Source organism: Streptomyces griseoloalbus, from assembly GCA_014650015.1.
Lineage (GTDB): Bacteria > Actinomycetota > Actinomycetes > Streptomycetales > Streptomycetaceae > Streptomyces > Streptomyces griseoloalbus.
On the sequence record BMUD01000009.1, the window covers coordinates 295,003 to 310,149 of the forward strand.

Consider the following 15,147-nt stretch of genomic DNA (forward strand, 5'->3'; position numbering starts at 1 on the left):
CATGGGCCACTTGACCCACTACTGGTTCTTGCGCTTATCGATTGACAACGTTGTCCAGCGCAGGGAGGGTACTCACGCATGCAACACAGAGTTCGGCAGAGATGGGGGACGGCGGTCGTCGCGACGACCGCCTTCGCTTTGGCCGCGGGCTCCCAGGGCGTCGCGGTCGCCCTGCCCACGGCACCGGCCAAGGCGGACCGGGAGTTCGCTTCGTCGTTCGAGTCCGGGGAACCCGCCCCGGACTGGCTGAACACCGTTGACACGACGCCGGGCGGCGACAAGCGCGCCTCGGGTGTGGACGGCGGTTACAGCTCCGGCATTCCGGGCAATGTCACCGACCACGTCACGGACGTCCGCGCGAGCGCGGAGAACACCGGCGGCGGGGAGGTGAAGGAGAACCTCGTCGACGGCGAGCCCAGCTCCAAGTGGCTGGCCTTCGAGTCCGCCGGCTGGGTGGAGTTCGACCTGGACGCACCCGCGAAGGTGCTCCGTTACGCGCTCACCTCCGCCAACGACCACGCCGAACGCGACCCGAGGGACTGGACGCTCAAGGGATCCACCGACGGCACGGACTGGAAGACGCTCGACACCCGGTCCGGCGAGACGTTCCCGGAGCGGTACCAGACCAAGCTCTACGACATCGACGCGGCGGCCGTCGCCGAGTACCGGCACTTCCGGCTGGAGATCACCAAGAACGGCAGCGGCGGACTCATCCAGCTCGCCGACGTCCACTTCTCCACCGGCGACAGCGAGACACCGATACCGCAGGACATGCTCTCGCTGGTCGACCGCGGCCCCAGCGGCTCGCCCACGGCGAAGGCGGGCGCCGGCTTCACCGGAAAGCGTGCCCTGCGTTACGCCGGCCGGCACACCGCCGACGGGCGGGCCTACTCGTACAACAAGGTGTTCGACGTCGATGTGGCGGTCGGCCGGAACACCCAGTTGTCGTACCGCGTCTTCCCCTCGATGGCGGACGGCGACCTCGACTACGACGCCACCAACGTCTCCGTCGACCTCGCCTTCACCGACGGCACCTATCTGAGCGACCTGCGGGCCAGTGACCAGCACGGGTTCCCGCTCACCCCGCAGGGGCAGGGCGCGTCGAAGGTCCTTTACGTCAACCAGTGGAACAACGTGGTCTCCCGGATCGGCTCGGTGGCCGCCGGCAAGACCGTCGACCGGATCCTGGTGGCGTACGACTCCCCCAAGGGCGAGACCAAGTTCCGGGGCTGGCTGGACGACGTGGCGCTGAAGCAGGTGGCGCCCGAGCGGCCGAAGGCCCATCTCTCCGACTACGCGGTGACCACCCGGGGCACCAACTCCAGCGGCGGTTTCTCGCGCGGCAACAACTTCCCCGCGACGGCCGTGCCGCACGGGTTCAACTTCTGGACCCCGGTCACCAACGCCGGGTCGCTGAGCTGGCTGTACGACTACGCGCGCGGCAACAACGCGGACAACCTGCCGACGATCCAGGCGTTCAGCGCGAGCCACGAGCCGAGCCCCTGGATGGGCGACCGGCAGACCTTCCAGGTGATGCCGTCCGTCGCCGCGGGCACCCCCGACCTCGGGCGTGAGGCGCGCGAGCTGGCCTTCCGGCACGAGAACGAGACCGCGCGGCCGTACTACTACGGAGTGCGGTTCGAGAACGGCCTCAAGGCCGAGGTGACGCCGACGGACCACGCGGCGATGATGCGCTTCACCTACCCCGGTGACGACGCGAGCGTGCTGTTCGACAACGTCACCGACCAGGCGGGCCTGACCCTCGACAAGGAGAACGGCACCTTCACCGGCTACTCGGACGTGAAGTCCGGGCTGTCCACGGGCGCCACCCGGCTGTTCGTGTACGGCGAGTTCGACAAGAAGGTCACCGAGGGCGACGCGAGCGGCGTCAAGGGCCATCTGCGCTTCGACGCCGGCGACGACCGCCGGGTCACGCTGCGCCTCGCCACCTCCCTGATCAGCGTCGACCAGGCCGAGGACAACCTGCGCCAGGAGATCCCCGAGGGCCGTTCCTTCGAGGCGGTCAAGCACAGCGCCCAGCGCCAGTGGGACAAGATCCTCGGCAAGGTCGAGGTCGAGGGTGCCACCCCGGACCAGCTGACCACGCTCTACTCCAGCCTGTACCGGCTGTACCTGTACCCGAACGCGGGTCACGAGAAGGTCGACGGCGAGTACAAGTACGCCTCTCCGTTCTCGAAGATGCCGCAGCCGGACACCCCGACGCACACCGGCGCGAAGATCGTCGACGGCAAGGTGTACGTCAACAACGGCTTCTGGGACACCTACCGGACCACCTGGCCGGCGTACTCCTTCCTGACCCCGTCCAAGGCCGGTGAGCTGGTCGACGGGTTCGTGCAGCACTACAAGGACGGCGGCTGGACCTCGCGCTGGTCCTCCCCCGGCTACGCCGACCTGATGACCGGCACCTCGTCCGACGTCGCGTTCGCCGACGCCTACGTCAAGGGCGTCGACTTCGACGCGGAGGCCGCGTACGACGCGGCGGTGAAGAACGCCACCGTCGTGCCCCCGTCCTCCGGTGTGGGCCGCAAGGGCATGGCGACCTCGCCGTTCCTCGGCTACACCAGCACCGACACGCACGAGGGCCTGTCGTGGGCGCTGGAGGGCTACCTCAACGACTACGGCATCGCGAAGATGGGTGAGGCGCTCTACAAGAAGACGGGCGAGAAGCGCTACAAGGACGAGTCCGCGTACTTCCTCAACCGCGCCCAGGACTACGTCAACATGTTCGACTCCGAGGCCGGCTTCTTCCAGGGCAAGAGCGCCAAGGGCGACTGGCGGGTCGAGTCCTCGAAGTACGACCCGCGGGTGTGGGGCCACGACTACACCGAGACCAACGGCTGGGGCTACGCCTTCACCGCCCCGCAGGACAGCCGCGGTCTGGCCAACCTCTACGGCGGCCGGGACGGCCTCGGCGACAAGCTCGACGAGTACCTGTCCACCCCCGAGACGGCCTCCCCGGAATTCGTCGGCTCCTACGGCGGTGTCATCCACGAGATGACCGAGGCGCGGGACGTCCGGATGGGCATGTACGGCCACTCCAACCAGGTGGCCCACCACGCCCTGTACATGTACGACGCGGCCGGGCAGCCCTGGAAGACGCAGAAGAACGTGCGTGAGGTGCTGTCGCGGCTCTACACCGGCAGCGAGATCGGGCAGGGCTACCACGGCGACGAGGACAACGGCGAGCAGTCGGCCTGGTACCTGTTCTCCTCGCTGGGCTTCTACCCGCTGGTGATGGGCAGCGGCGAGTACGCCATCGGCTCCCCGCTGTTCAAGAAGGTCACCGTGCACCTGGAGAACGGCCGCGAGCTGGTCGTCAAGGCGCCGAAGAACAGCGCGAAGAACATCTACGTGCAGGGCCTGAAGGTCAACGGCAAGCGCTGGAACTCCACCTCGCTGCCGCACTCGCTGATCGCCAAGGGCGGGGTCCTGGAGTTCGACATGGGCTCGCGTCCGTCGTCGTGGGGTACGGGCAAGGACTCCGCGCCCGTGTCGATCACCAAGGACGACGAGGTGCCCACGCCCCGCAAGGACGTGCTGAAGGGCGAGGGCTCCCTGTTCGACGACACGTCGGCGACCGGCGCCACGGTGTCCACCGTGGAGCTGCCCGTCACCGGGGACACCAAGGCGGTGCAGTACACGCTGACGTCCTCGGACCACACCAAGGCGCCCACGGGCTGGGTGCTGCAGGGCTCGGCGGACGGCCGGACGTGGACGGACCTGGACAAGCGGGCGGACGAGTCGTTCCGCTGGGACCGGCAGACGCGGGCCTTCTCGGTGGACGAGCCGGGGGCCTACGGCCACTACCGGCTGGTGCTGACCGGTGAGGCGACGCTGACGGAGGTCGAACTGCTCGGCTGACGCACCGTCGAGGCGGGTCCGGACTTCGGTCCGGGCCCGCCTTTCGCATGGGTGCAGGGCCGCCGGCTTCCTCCGCGCCGCAGCGAGAGATCATCCATCGAAGGGGTAGGCATGGGCTCCAGCGATGACAGCGAGAGGGAACCTGTGAACGGTGAGGGCCCCATGCCGCAGTGGCACTTCCCGGAGGGCGAGGGCCTTCCGGCGCGTCAGCTTGTGGAGGGGACCTTGGCCCCCATCGTCCTTCTCGACGCGCGACCGCGTCATCTGTACGTCAATGCGGCCTGGGTTGAGGCCAGTGGCCTGCCCGCCTCCGCGTTCCTGGGACGAACGCTCGGGGAAGTGCTGCCGGACCTCCAGAGACCGGACGACGTCCTGTTCGAGGTACTGGCGGACGGACGACGTCGCGATGCTCGCCGCCCGCCGGCGCGCCGAAACCGAGTGACCCGCACTGTTCGAGCTCCATTGAGCACGACTCGACCTTCGCCGCGACCGATCACTCACCCCCCGGGATCGACTGGACGACGTCGGGCGCGACGCCCGGTCGCCGAGTCCTGGCGGAGCCGCCGGCGACGAGGGACGGTACACAGCGCGGCCACCGCGCCTTTCCTCCCGGAAAAGCGCGTGCACTGCCCTGTCATCACATCTAGCCTCAGGTGACTCAACTGTCGATCAACGATGGGGACATCAGCATGAGAGCACCTCGCACTGCGATATCCGCGGCCGTGGCTGTGGCCGCCGCCATCACGGCCCTCACGTTCGCCGCCCCCGCACTGGCCGCCGGTACGGTGCCCGCTTCCGCTTCCACGGTCAAGGACGACGAGGACGACATCAACGACCTGAGAGTCGCGATCGTTCAGCTCATGTCCCTGCCGCAAGCCGGTTCGGAGGTCAAGGACAAGGGCCGGGCGGCCCTGAACGGCACGGTCGAGGACATGCGCGCCTTCCTGGAGACCGGTTACCGCCTCGCGCAGGCCCAGGACGACCGCGTCGCCCTCGTCCAGCTCTACTCCAAGCCCGACACGAGTCCGGAGCTGAAGGCAGCCATCCGCGCAGTCCTCAGCACCGGCGACCCGGAGGAGATGCGCTGGTTCCTGGAAGTCGGCCAGTACGAGGTCGCCGGCTGAAGCCTCCTGGTCCTGGCCGCGCTCGCGCAGCCGGGCCCCGGATTGGGGGCGGTGTGAGCCCGGCCGCGCTCACGGTGCGGGCTTCGACACCGATCCGTGGCCTGTCTCGTGGCTCTTTCCGACCATCTCGCCGTACGGCCCTGGCCCTCATCGCCCACACGCGTGCACCACTTTCGTGCCAGCGCCGGGTCACCGTTTCCTCGCGAAGACGACACACCCGTCCCTGGCCGCGGGTGGGAGAGGTGCGCGCAGGGATGTGTGGACCGGGCGAGGTGGCAGTGCGCCGACGGCGGGTTCCGGTCCACCGGAGCATGGGAGCGCTCCCACCTCGCCCGTGAGGGGAAGATAGCGCCGGGCGGCCGGGATGTAAACGGTTGCCGCACAAGCGACTTGAGCCGCCGGTCAGCCGAGGGTGTCGATCAGCCTCTCGATGTCGTCGCCCGCCGGCCCTCCTTCGAGGATCCGGACCACCTCCACCAGCACCCGCTCCCCGCCCGGGACAGTGAGCGCGGCCCGCACGACGGCCACCGCGTCCTCCCTCTGCCGGACGCCCCGCACATCGACCGGGCGGCCCAGCTGCTCTCCCAGCACCACCCCGAACTGCGCGCGTCCCTGCGGCATCTCCATGCACGTCAGCTCGCACAGCGCGTCGGTGAGCAGCGACAGCAACTGCGCGGCCCGCGGCCGTCTGCCACCCCGCGGGGCCCCGTGGGAACCCGCTGGTGGCCCGTCCGGCCGGGTCCGCGAGCCGGTTCCGGCCCCCGCCGGGCGGCTGGGCGTCGGGGGGCCGTCGTACGGCTCGAGCCTGCGCCGCACCTCGGCGGCGGCCGGCTGCCCCTCGAAGATGGCGATCACCGACAGCAGCGTGCTCTCCCCGCCGTCCTGGTTCAGCGCGGTCCGTACGATCGCGACCGCGTCCTCCCTCAGCCGGACGCCCCGCAGATCGACCGGACGGGCGAGCAACTGCGCCAGCAGGCTCGCGAACCCCAGCCGGCTTCCCGCGTCCTCCATGCACGCCAGCTCGGTCATCGCCTCGGTCAGCAGGGCCAGCCGGGCCAGGGGGTCGAGGGGGCGCGCGGCCTCCCGGGGCTCGGCACGCGCCGGGACGGCGGCGGGTGCGGACGCCGGTGCGGATGCGGGTCGGGGGGCGGGCGGCGGAACCGGGAGAGCGTGCGCTTCGTCCTCACGGCTCCGTGGCAGCCTCGGCAGGACCGACCGCGCGACCACCACCCGGTGCTCCAGCTCGGCCCACATCTGCGGGCGCTGCTTGACGCGGGAGGTCTGCAGGTCCTCGTACACGTAGTCGTACAGCTCGAAGAGGCCGATCAGGCCGTCGCGGTCGCGGTCCGCCTCGCCGGTGCTCAGGCCCTTGATGAGTGCTCCGGTGAACTGCGAGGGCTCGGGGTCGAGTTCGGTGACACGGTCGCCCTCCCACGCGTACTCGGTGCGGTTGGTCGCGGTGAGCACCGCACGGCCGTGTCCCGCCAGGTCGTCCTTGACGTGGACGGTGGTGTCGCCCTTGCTGCCGGAGAGGAAGGCGCCGCTGTAGCAGCAGTCCAGGAGCAGGACGACCGACCGCGCCCGGCACAGGCGCATCTGGCGTCGCACGAACTGGGCGGGGACGGAGGTGGAGGCGAGCAGCCGCCGGTCGGTGTCGGTGGCGGCGAAGTGCAGTTCGCCGTTGTCGTTCTTCACGCCGTGGCAGGAGATGTGCAGCAGGAGCAGATCGTCCCTGCGGCGGTCCAGGAAGAAGTGCTCGATGGCTCGCGCCACTTCGTGGTGGGCGCCGTCGACGACCATGTCCACCTCGAAGTCGCCGATCCGCGGGTCCTCGAGCACCTCCGCCAGTCGCTGGGCGTCCCTCGCGGGCGAACGCAGCCGCCTCAGGGCCTCGTTGTCGTAGTGGCCCGTCGCGACGAGCAGCGCGTAGCGGCCTGCGGACACGGTCGTACGTCCCTCAGTGCCCCGGCCCGCCGCCCGGTTCCTGGGCCGGCGGCTCCTGCGCATCCGGGCCGTGCGCGGCGAGGAAGGCCTCGATGAGCCGCTGCTGGTCGGCGGCGGAGACGGCCTCCAGCTCCAGGCTGTCCTCGCCGAGGGTGAGGGCGACCGTGCGCACCGGGCGGTTCTCGATCCAGGTCCGCACCAGGTCCAGCACCGACCGCAGCGCGATGGGGGCCATGGTGACGGCGAGGGCGCCGACGGCGATGGCGTCCACCGGCTTGGCTCCGTCGGGGATGTCCCCGGAGCGGTCCGGTTCGACTTCGTCGACGTCGAGTTCGAGCAGCCGCTCGCGCAACTGGAGCGTCAGCTCGTCGAGCTCTTCCCGGTCACCGTCCTGCCGTCCGGTCAGGACGAGACGCATGCGCTGTGTACCGCGGCTCACCGCCACCCCCGTCGCTTCGTGGTGCCCCAGCGTACAACGGTGAAGACGGCAAGGGCCGCATCCCCGGCGCCGGGGATGCGGCCCTCAACTACCCTGCCGTACCGCTTACTTGCGGATCAGGCTGCGCAGCACGTACTGCATGATGCCGCCGTTGCGGTAGTAGTCCGCCTCGCCGGGGGTGTCGATGCGGACGACCGCGTCGAACTCGACGCCGGTGTCGGTGGTGACCTTCACCGTGCGCGGGGTGGTGCCGTTGTTGAGCTCGGTGACGCCGGAGATGGAGAAGGTCTCCTCGCCGGTCAGGCCGAGGGAGGCCGCGGTCCGGCCCTCCGGGAACTGCAGCGGCAGGACGCCCATGCCGATGAGGTTGGAGCGGTGGATGCGCTCGTAGGACTCGGCGATGACGGCCTTGACGCCGAGGAGCGCGGTGCCCTTGGCCGCCCAGTCGCGGGACGAGCCGGAACCGTACTCCTTGCCGGCCAGGACGACCAGCGGGATGCCGGCGGCCTGGTAGTTCTGCGAGGCGTCGTAGATGAAGGAGACCGGGCCGCCGTCCTGCGTGAAGTCGCGGGTGTAGCCGCCCTCGGTGCCCGGCGCGATCTGGTTGCGCAGGCGGATGTTGGCGAACGTGCCGCGGATCATGACCTCGTGGTTGCCGCGGCGGGAGCCGTAGCTGTTGAAGTCACGACGCTCCACACCGTGCTCGGTGAGGTACTTGCCGGCCGGGGTGTCGGCCTTGATGGCACCGGCCGGGGAGATGTGGTCGGTGGTGACCGAGTCGCCCAGCTTGGCGAGCACGCGGGCGCCGGCGATGTCCTCGACCGGCGTCGTCTCCATGGTCATGCCCTCGAAGTACGGGGGCTTGCGGACGTAGGTCGACTCCGGGTCCCACTCGAAGGTGTCGCCCGTGGGGATCGGCAGCGCCTGCCACTGGGCGTCACCGGCGAAGACGTCGCTGTAGGACTTGGCGAACATGTCCTCGCCGATGGCGTTGGCGACGACGTCGTTGACCTCGGCCTCGGACGGCCAGATGTCCTTCAGGTAGACCGGGTTGCCGTCGGTGTCGGTACCGAGGGCCTCCTTGGTGATGTCCACCTTCATCGAACCGGCGAGGGCGTACGCGACGACCAGCGGCGGGGACGCCAGGTAGTTCATCTTGACGTCGGGGTTGATCCGGCCCTCGAAGTTGCGGTTGCCGGAGAGGACCGAGGTGACGGCGAGGTCGTGGTCGTTGACGGCCTTGGAGACCTCCTCCGGCAGCGGGCCGGAGTTGCCGATGCAGGTGGTGCAGCCGTAGCCGACGAGGTTGAAGCCGACCTTGTCGAGGTAGGGGGTCAGGCCCGCCTTCTCGAAGTAGTCGGTGACGACCTTGGAGCCCGGGGCGAGGGTGGTCTTGACCCACGGCTTGCGGGTCAGGCCCTTCTCGACCGCCTTCTTGGCCACCAGGGCGGCGGCGACCATGACGTACGGGTTGGAGGTGTTGGTGCAGGAGGTGATGGCGGCGACCGTCACCGCACCGTGGTCCAGCTCGTAGGTCGTGCCGTCGGGGGCGGTGACCTGGACCGGGTTGCTGGGGGCGCCGTTGGGGGCGACGGCCGGGGCGTCGGAGGCCGGGAAGGACTCCTGGCCCGCCTCGTCCACGCTGTCCACGTAGTTGCGGACGTCCTGCTTGAACTGCTCGGCGGCGTTCGCCAGGACGATGCGGTCCTGCGGGCGCTTCGGGCCGGCGATGGACGGGACGACGGTGGACAGGTCCAGCTCGAGCTTCTCGGAGAAGTCCGGCTCGGCCTTCGGGTCCAGCCAGAGGCCCTGCGCCTTGGCGTACGCCTCGACCAGCGCGACCTGCTGGTCGCTGCGGCCGGTCAGGCGCATGTAGTTCAGGGTCTCGTCGTCCACGGGGAAGATCGCGGCGGTGGAACCGAACTCCGGCGACATGTTGCCGATGGTGGCGCGGTTGGCCAGGGAGGTGGCGGCGACGCCCTCGCCGTAGAACTCGACGAACTTGCCGACGACGCCGTGCTTGCGCAGCATCTCGGTGATGGTGAGCACCAGGTCGGTGGCGGTGGTGCCGGGCTGGAGCTCACCGGTGAGCTTGAAGCCGACGACGCGCGGGATCAGCATGGAGACCGGCTGGCCGAGCATGGCGGCCTCGGCCTCGATGCCGCCGACGCCCCAGCCGAGGACGCCGAGGCCGTTGACCATGGTGGTGTGCGAGTCGGTGCCGACGAGCGTGTCCGGGTAGGCCTTGCCGTCGCGCACCATCACCACACGGGCGAGGTGCTCGATGTTCACCTGGTGGACGATGCCGGTGCCCGGCGGGACGACCTTGAACTCGTCGAACGCGGTCTGGCCCCAGCGCAGGAACTGGTAGCGCTCCTTGTTGCGGCCGTACTCCAGGTCGACGTTCTGCTTGAAGGCGTCGTTGGTGCCGAACTTGTCGGCGATGACGGAGTGGTCGATGACCAGCTCGGCCGGGGCCAGCGGGTTGATCTTCGCCGCGTCGCCGCCGAGCTCCTTGACGGCCTCGCGCATGGTGGCGAGGTCGACGACGCAGGGCACGCCGGTGAAGTCCTGCATGATCACGCGGGCCGGCGTGAACTGGATCTCCTGCGACGGCTGGGCCTGGGAGTCCCAGCCGCCCAGGGCGCGAATGTGGTCGGCGGTGATGTTCGCACCGTCCTCGGTGCGGAGCAGGTTCTCCAGCAGCACCTTCAGGCTGTAGGGAAGGCGCGCGGAGCCCTCGACCTTGTCCAGCCGGAAGATCTCGTACGACTCGTCGCCCACCTGCAGCGTGCTGCGGGCGTCGAAGCTGTTCGCCGACACGACAGTCTCCTTCATTGATGTGCGCGTACCACCGCATCCTGCCGCCATGCCACCCTGACCGATCCGCTAAGGTAAGGCTAAGTTAGGTAGCCCTTACCGGGGTGGCGGCTGCGGTGCGCCTCGGCAGATATCTCGATGTCGAGATAACTCTAGTACACGGGGGCCGAATGGTCATGCCTGGGGCCCGGTGACCGCTCTCATTCCGTCACGGCGCTTACTCGGCGAACGCGGCCATGCGGCCTTCCGTCCCAGTGAACCCGGTCGTGCGGGTGATCGCACCGGGGGTGCCGGGTGGCCGTACCTGCCGGGGTGGATCCCGCCGGGCCGCAGGCCGGGGTGCCGGGGTGCCGGGGCGAAACGAGGACAGGTGCGCGGCCCCCTCAGTCGAGACAGAACTCGTTGCCCTCGATGTCCTGCATCGCGATGCAGGACTCGTTGGAGCCGTCGGCGGCCAGCAGTCGCACGCGCACCGCGCCGAGCGCGACCAGTCGTGCACACTCGGCCTCGAGTACGGCGAGGCGCTCTTCACCCACGAGCCCGGTGCCGACCCGCACGTCGAGATGGAGCCGATTCTTGACCACCTTGCCTTCGGGGACGCGCTGGAAGAACAGTCGCGGACCCACACCCGAGGGATCGACGCAGGCGAACGCCGAACCCTGCCGCTCAGCCGGCAGCGAGCGATCGAAATCGTCCCAGGTGGCGAACCCCTCCGGCGGCGGCGGTACGACGTACCCCAACACCTCGCACCAGAAACGCGCGACGCGCTCGGGTTCCGCGCAGTCGAAGGTGACTTGGACCTGCCTGATCGACGCCATCGGTCCACCATAGTGACGATGGCGTCGACCGAGACCCCGGATGCCATCGCCGCGTGGGCCGAGGTCTCGCGTGACATGGTTGGCGCCAACGGAACGCACACCGGCGTGCCCTGCCTCACCCGTCTCCGGCTCACATCATCACGCCCGCGCGGGGTAACCGACTGAGACGAAGTCAGTTCGAGCGCAACATTCGGGGCAGAACAGGAGGACGGCATGCCGCTCACGTTCCGCAAGAGCTTTCGGATCCTTCCGGGGGTGCGGCTGAACATCAACAAGCGCTCATGGTCCATCACCACCGGCAGCGGGAACGGCCCCCGGTACACACGCAGCAGCACGGGACGTCGTACGACATCGATGGATTTGCCCGGACCTTTCGGATGGCGCCGGACCAGTCGCACCCGTCGCGACGGGGAACACTGACGTCACGTCACCCGAATGGACCCCCCAAGAGGCGCCATCTCATATCTGAGATAGCCTCATCCCCATGGCAGACGACTACCTCGTACGCATCGGCAAGCTCATCCGTGACGCCCGGCAGCACCGCGGCTGGACGCAAACCCAGCTCGCCGAGGCGCTCGGTACCAGCCAGAGCGCAGTCAACCGCATCGAGCGCGGCAACCAGAACATCAGCCTTGAGATGATCGCCCGGATCGGCGAGGCCCTTGACAGTGAGATCGTCTCCCTGGGTTACGCGGGCCCGATGCATCTGCGCGTGGTGGGCGGCCGCCGGCTCTCCGGCGCCATCGATGTGAAGACGAGCAAGAACGCGTGCGTGGCACTGCTGTGCGGCTCGCTGCTCAACAAGGGGCGCACCGTGCTGCGCCGCGTCGCCCGCATCGAGGAGGTCTACCGCCTCCTGGAGGTACTCAACTCCATCGGCGTGCGCACCCGCTGGATCAACGAGGGTGTCGACCTGGAGATCGTGCCCCCCGCCGAGCTGAACCTCTCGGCCATCGACGCGGACGCCGCCCGCCGCACCCGCTCCATCATCATGTTCCTCGGCCCGCTGCTGCACCGCCTGGACCGCTTCATGCTGCCCTACGCCGGCGGCTGCGACCTGGGCACCCGCACCGTCGAGCCGCACATGATCGCGCTGCGCCGGTTCGGGCTGGACATCGCCGCGACCGAGGGCCAGTACCACGCGGTGGTCGACCGTTCCGTCGCTCCCGACCGCCCGATCGTGCTGACCGAACGCGGGGACACGGTCACCGAGAACGCGCTGCTCGCCGCCGCCCGGCACGACGGCATCACCGTCATCCGCAACGCCTCCTCCAACTACATGGTCCAGGACCTGTGCTTCTTCCTGGAGGCCCTCGGCGTCAAGGTCGACGGCATCGGCACCACCACGCTCACCGTGCACGGCGTACCCACCATCGACGTCGACGTGGACTACTCCCCCTCGGAGGACCCGGTCGAGGCGATGAGCCTGGTGGCCGCCGCCGTCGTCACCGAGTCGGAGCTGACGGTGCGTCGCGTCCCCATCGAGTTCCTGGAGATCGAGCTGGCGGTCCTGGAGGAGATGGGCCTCGACCACGACCGCTCCCCGGAGTACTTCGCCGACAACGGCCGTACGCGCCTGGTGGACCTCACCGTCCGGCCCTCCAAGCTGGAGGCGCCGATCGACAAGATCCACCCGATGCCGTTCCCGGGCCTGAACATCGACAACGTGCCGTTCTTCGCGGCGATCGCGGCGGTGGCCCAGGGCAAGACCCTCATCCACGACTGGGTCTACGACAACCGCGCCATCTACCTGACCGACCTCAACCGCCTCGGCGGCCGGCTCCAGTTGCTGGACCCCCACCGCGTCCTGGTCGAGGGCCCGACCCGCTGGCGCGCCGCCGAGATGATGTGCCCGCCCGCCCTGCGCCCCGCGGTGGTCGTCCTGCTGGCGATGATGGCGGCGGAGGGCACGTCGGTCCTGCGCAACGTGTACGTCATCAACCGCGGCTACGAGGACCTGGCGGAGCGGCTGAACTCGATCGGGGCGCAGATCGAGATCTTCCGGGACATCTGACCGGCACGGTGTCGTGCCCCTCGGAGGCAAGGGGCACGACACCTCAACATGCCAGCTGACCTGCGGATACTCACCTTCACCACCCTCCACTGATCACTGTTGTTTTTCAGCACCTTGTGCAACGCACGTGCAAGATGATCTTGAATGGCTGACGATACGCCAGAAGTTTCTGAGTATCCGTCAGTCATCACGGAGGGTTGTCGCCGAAGTGGCCGTGCCGGCACCTTCCGGTACGCGGGCAGCAGGGGCGTTCAGTCGGCCGCGTTACAGGAAGTGTTCACCGAATGCGCGGAACAGCTTCCCGAGGCCCGTAGGCAGATCAAGGACGGCAAGTACCGCCTGGACCTGCCGCTGGGAATGCGAACGGAGTACGACCGATGACGTCCGCCACGGCCGCGCAGGCCGTCCTGGTCTCGCAGACCATCCCCGATGACACGCCGGTCTTCGGCGGGCACCGGAACCTGATCGCGGGCGTTGAGATACCGTTGTTCGGACAGAGCCGCTTGTGGCCCGGCGACTGCCTGCGACGGCCGACCAACCGGGTGAAGAGTGCCTGGCAGGCGTCGTTCCCCACCGATCCGCTCTGGAATCTGCGGACCCGGGAAGTCGTCTTCGGGATGCTCAACTGCACCCACAAGATCCTTCGGGACGCGGGGCTGTTCTTCCAGGCCGAGACCTGGGGCATGAGCTCGGCGAAGGAGACGTGCGACAAGATGCGGCTCATCGTCAAATGGGCGGTCGAGCAGCAGATACCGCAAGACTTGGCCGACTGGGTGGCGGACGACTGGCAGGACTACCTGGACCATCAGGCCCTCACCTCCGGGACATCGACGCTGGCCAACGATGTCCGTACGATCCGCTTCCTCAGGACGTTCGCTCCGATCCTGTCCGGCGGGGGCCTGCTGGACGATCCCTGGCCGGGCAGGACCGCCGCGGACGTCGCCCAGCGCACGAGCAGGGGAGAGCTGTCCACCCCGGAAATTCCCCCTGCGATCTGGTGGCCGCTGATGAGGGCGGCCTGGTTCTACATCGACCAGTGGGCACCGCAGATCCTCGAACGCCGGGACCAACGGGCCGCGGCCACCGAGGCCGCGACGGGGCCACGACGCCAGGCCTACCGCACGCAGGACCTGGACGCCAAAATCGCCACCTGGGTGCAGGACCCCACCAGTCTGGTGCCCGTCCACGCCAGGGACTTCCGTGGCTATCGCGCAGGCAGCGTCATGTGGTCGACGCTGGGCCTGTGGATCACCGACGGCATCAGCAGCCACGTCTTCGTGGGCGGCCGAAACTCCGAACGCCATCAAACGCGCCAGGGCATGGTGGATGCCGGCCGAGTGCGTCCCATCACGGCCAAGGAGGGCCGGGCGGCCCTCGGTGATATCCCTCGGCATGTCCGGGCCCGCAACCGACGGCCCAAGGAACTGGACGCACAAGTCCGTGCCTGGCTGGCCTCTCCCAGTGTCCGCTCTCCTCACCGATCCCTCGGCCAAAGCTGCGACTGATGTCCGTGCCCCATGACAGGCTGTCGGCGTGATCATGCAGCCCCCTCACGACGCGGCCGACTTCGCCTTCAGTCCGACCGACGCCCTGGACATACCCGTCGTCATACGCGACTTCAGCTCGCTGCGGCGGCCCTCCGAGGCTCTGTGGAGGGGTGCCACCCAGCCGTGGCCGGGGGTGGCAGACATGCCTTCGTACGGGACCTACCTGGCGACCACGACCTGGCGGCAGGTCCTCCTCGCGGCCAAGGGCGTCGGGCGCGACCTGACCCCGTGGCTGAGCCGCACCCCCTGGCTCGCCGTAAACGAGCTCATCTCCCGTACCGCCCCCCTTCAGGCCTACCTCCAGCTCAAGGACGTGCCCGCACCCGCGCCCGCAGCCGGCCGCAGGCTCTTCGTGAACGCCCTCTACCAGTACGGCAGTGAGCGCAGCGCCCACTCCGCCTTCGGCTACCACTTGGGCATGACGATGGCGCACTGGCTCTGCGCCGGGATGGCTGGCCTGGGTGAGGTTCCCCCGCTGCGTGGGAGTGGCTGACTAGCAGGTCAGGGCGGTTTGACGTGGTTTCAGGTTCACTGGTTCGGTCGCTGCCTGGCTGGCGTA

The 15,147-nt window shown here is 68.9% G+C and carries 10 protein-coding genes; 6 read left to right on the forward strand and 4 right to left on the reverse strand.

What is annotated here, in order from left to right:
* Positions 1-78 precede the first annotated feature (78 nt).
* A complete protein-coding gene (locus IE178_RS16680; RefSeq protein ID WP_193512841.1) occupies positions 79-3,882 on the forward strand; it encodes a GH92 family glycosyl hydrolase in 3,804 nt (1,267 codons plus the stop codon).
* A gap of 722 nt (positions 3,883-4,604) precedes the next feature.
* Positions 4,605-5,006: an ALF repeat-containing protein gene (locus IE178_RS16690; protein ID WP_318280086.1), complete on the forward strand. Its 402-nt coding sequence runs from the start codon at positions 4,605-4,607 to the stop codon at positions 5,004-5,006.
* Between the two features lie 402 nt (positions 5,007-5,408).
* Here IE178_RS16690 and IE178_RS36010 read toward each other — a convergent pair whose 3' ends face one another.
* From IE178_RS36010 to IE178_RS16710, 4 genes are all read right to left on the reverse strand, one after another.
* Positions 5,409-6,950, reverse strand: a complete 1,542-nt coding sequence (locus IE178_RS36010) for a caspase, EACC1-associated type (RefSeq protein ID WP_318280087.1) — start codon at positions 6,948-6,950, stop codon at positions 5,409-5,411.
* A 13-nt stretch (positions 6,951-6,963) separates the two neighbouring features.
* Positions 6,964-7,389, reverse strand: a complete 426-nt coding sequence (locus IE178_RS16700; RefSeq protein WP_318280088.1) for a hypothetical protein — start codon at positions 7,387-7,389, stop codon at positions 6,964-6,966.
* 105 nt (positions 7,390-7,494) lie between these two features.
* Entirely contained in the window at positions 7,495-10,212 is a 2,718-nt protein-coding gene (acnA, locus tag IE178_RS16705) for an aconitate hydratase AcnA (protein WP_318280089.1), read from the reverse strand.
* Positions 10,213-10,592: 380 nt separating this feature from the next.
* Positions 10,593-11,027 (reverse strand): VOC family protein, encoded by a 435-nt coding sequence (locus tag IE178_RS16710; protein WP_193512845.1) that lies wholly within the window; start codon positions 11,025-11,027, stop codon positions 10,593-10,595.
* Positions 11,028-11,240: 213 nt separating this feature from the next.
* Between IE178_RS16710 and IE178_RS16715 the strand changes: the two genes are divergently transcribed.
* From IE178_RS16715 to IE178_RS16730, 4 genes are all read left to right on the forward strand, one after another.
* Complete coding sequence (locus tag IE178_RS16715; protein ID WP_184761561.1) at positions 11,241-11,447, forward strand: DUF4236 domain-containing protein; 207 nt, start codon at positions 11,241-11,243, stop codon at positions 11,445-11,447.
* A gap of 64 nt (positions 11,448-11,511) precedes the next feature.
* Complete coding sequence (locus IE178_RS16720; RefSeq protein ID WP_184761562.1) at positions 11,512-13,041, forward strand: helix-turn-helix domain-containing protein; 1,530 nt, start codon at positions 11,512-11,514, stop codon at positions 13,039-13,041.
* 377 nt (positions 13,042-13,418) lie between these two features.
* A complete protein-coding gene (locus IE178_RS16725; protein WP_193512846.1) occupies positions 13,419-14,546 on the forward strand; it encodes a hypothetical protein in 1,128 nt (375 codons plus the stop codon).
* A 28-nt stretch (positions 14,547-14,574) separates the two neighbouring features.
* Complete coding sequence (locus IE178_RS16730; RefSeq protein WP_193512847.1) at positions 14,575-15,081, forward strand: hypothetical protein; 507 nt, start codon at positions 14,575-14,577, stop codon at positions 15,079-15,081.
* The last annotated feature ends 66 nt before the right edge of the window (positions 15,082-15,147 follow it).

Coding starts and splice junctions, on each gene's coding strand:
- IE178_RS16680 (WP_193512841.1), top strand. CDS start 79: ATGCAACACAGAGTTCGGCAGAGATGGGGGACGGCGGTCGTCGCGACG.
- IE178_RS16710 (WP_193512845.1), bottom strand. CDS start 11,027: ATGGCGTCGATCAGGCAGGTCCAAGTCACCTTCGACTGCGCGGAACCC.
- IE178_RS16715 (WP_184761561.1), top strand. CDS start 11,241: ATGCCGCTCACGTTCCGCAAGAGCTTTCGGATCCTTCCGGGGGTGCGG.
- IE178_RS16720 (WP_184761562.1), top strand. CDS start 11,512: ATGGCAGACGACTACCTCGTACGCATCGGCAAGCTCATCCGTGACGCC.
- IE178_RS16725 (WP_193512846.1), top strand. CDS start 13,419: ATGACGTCCGCCACGGCCGCGCAGGCCGTCCTGGTCTCGCAGACCATC.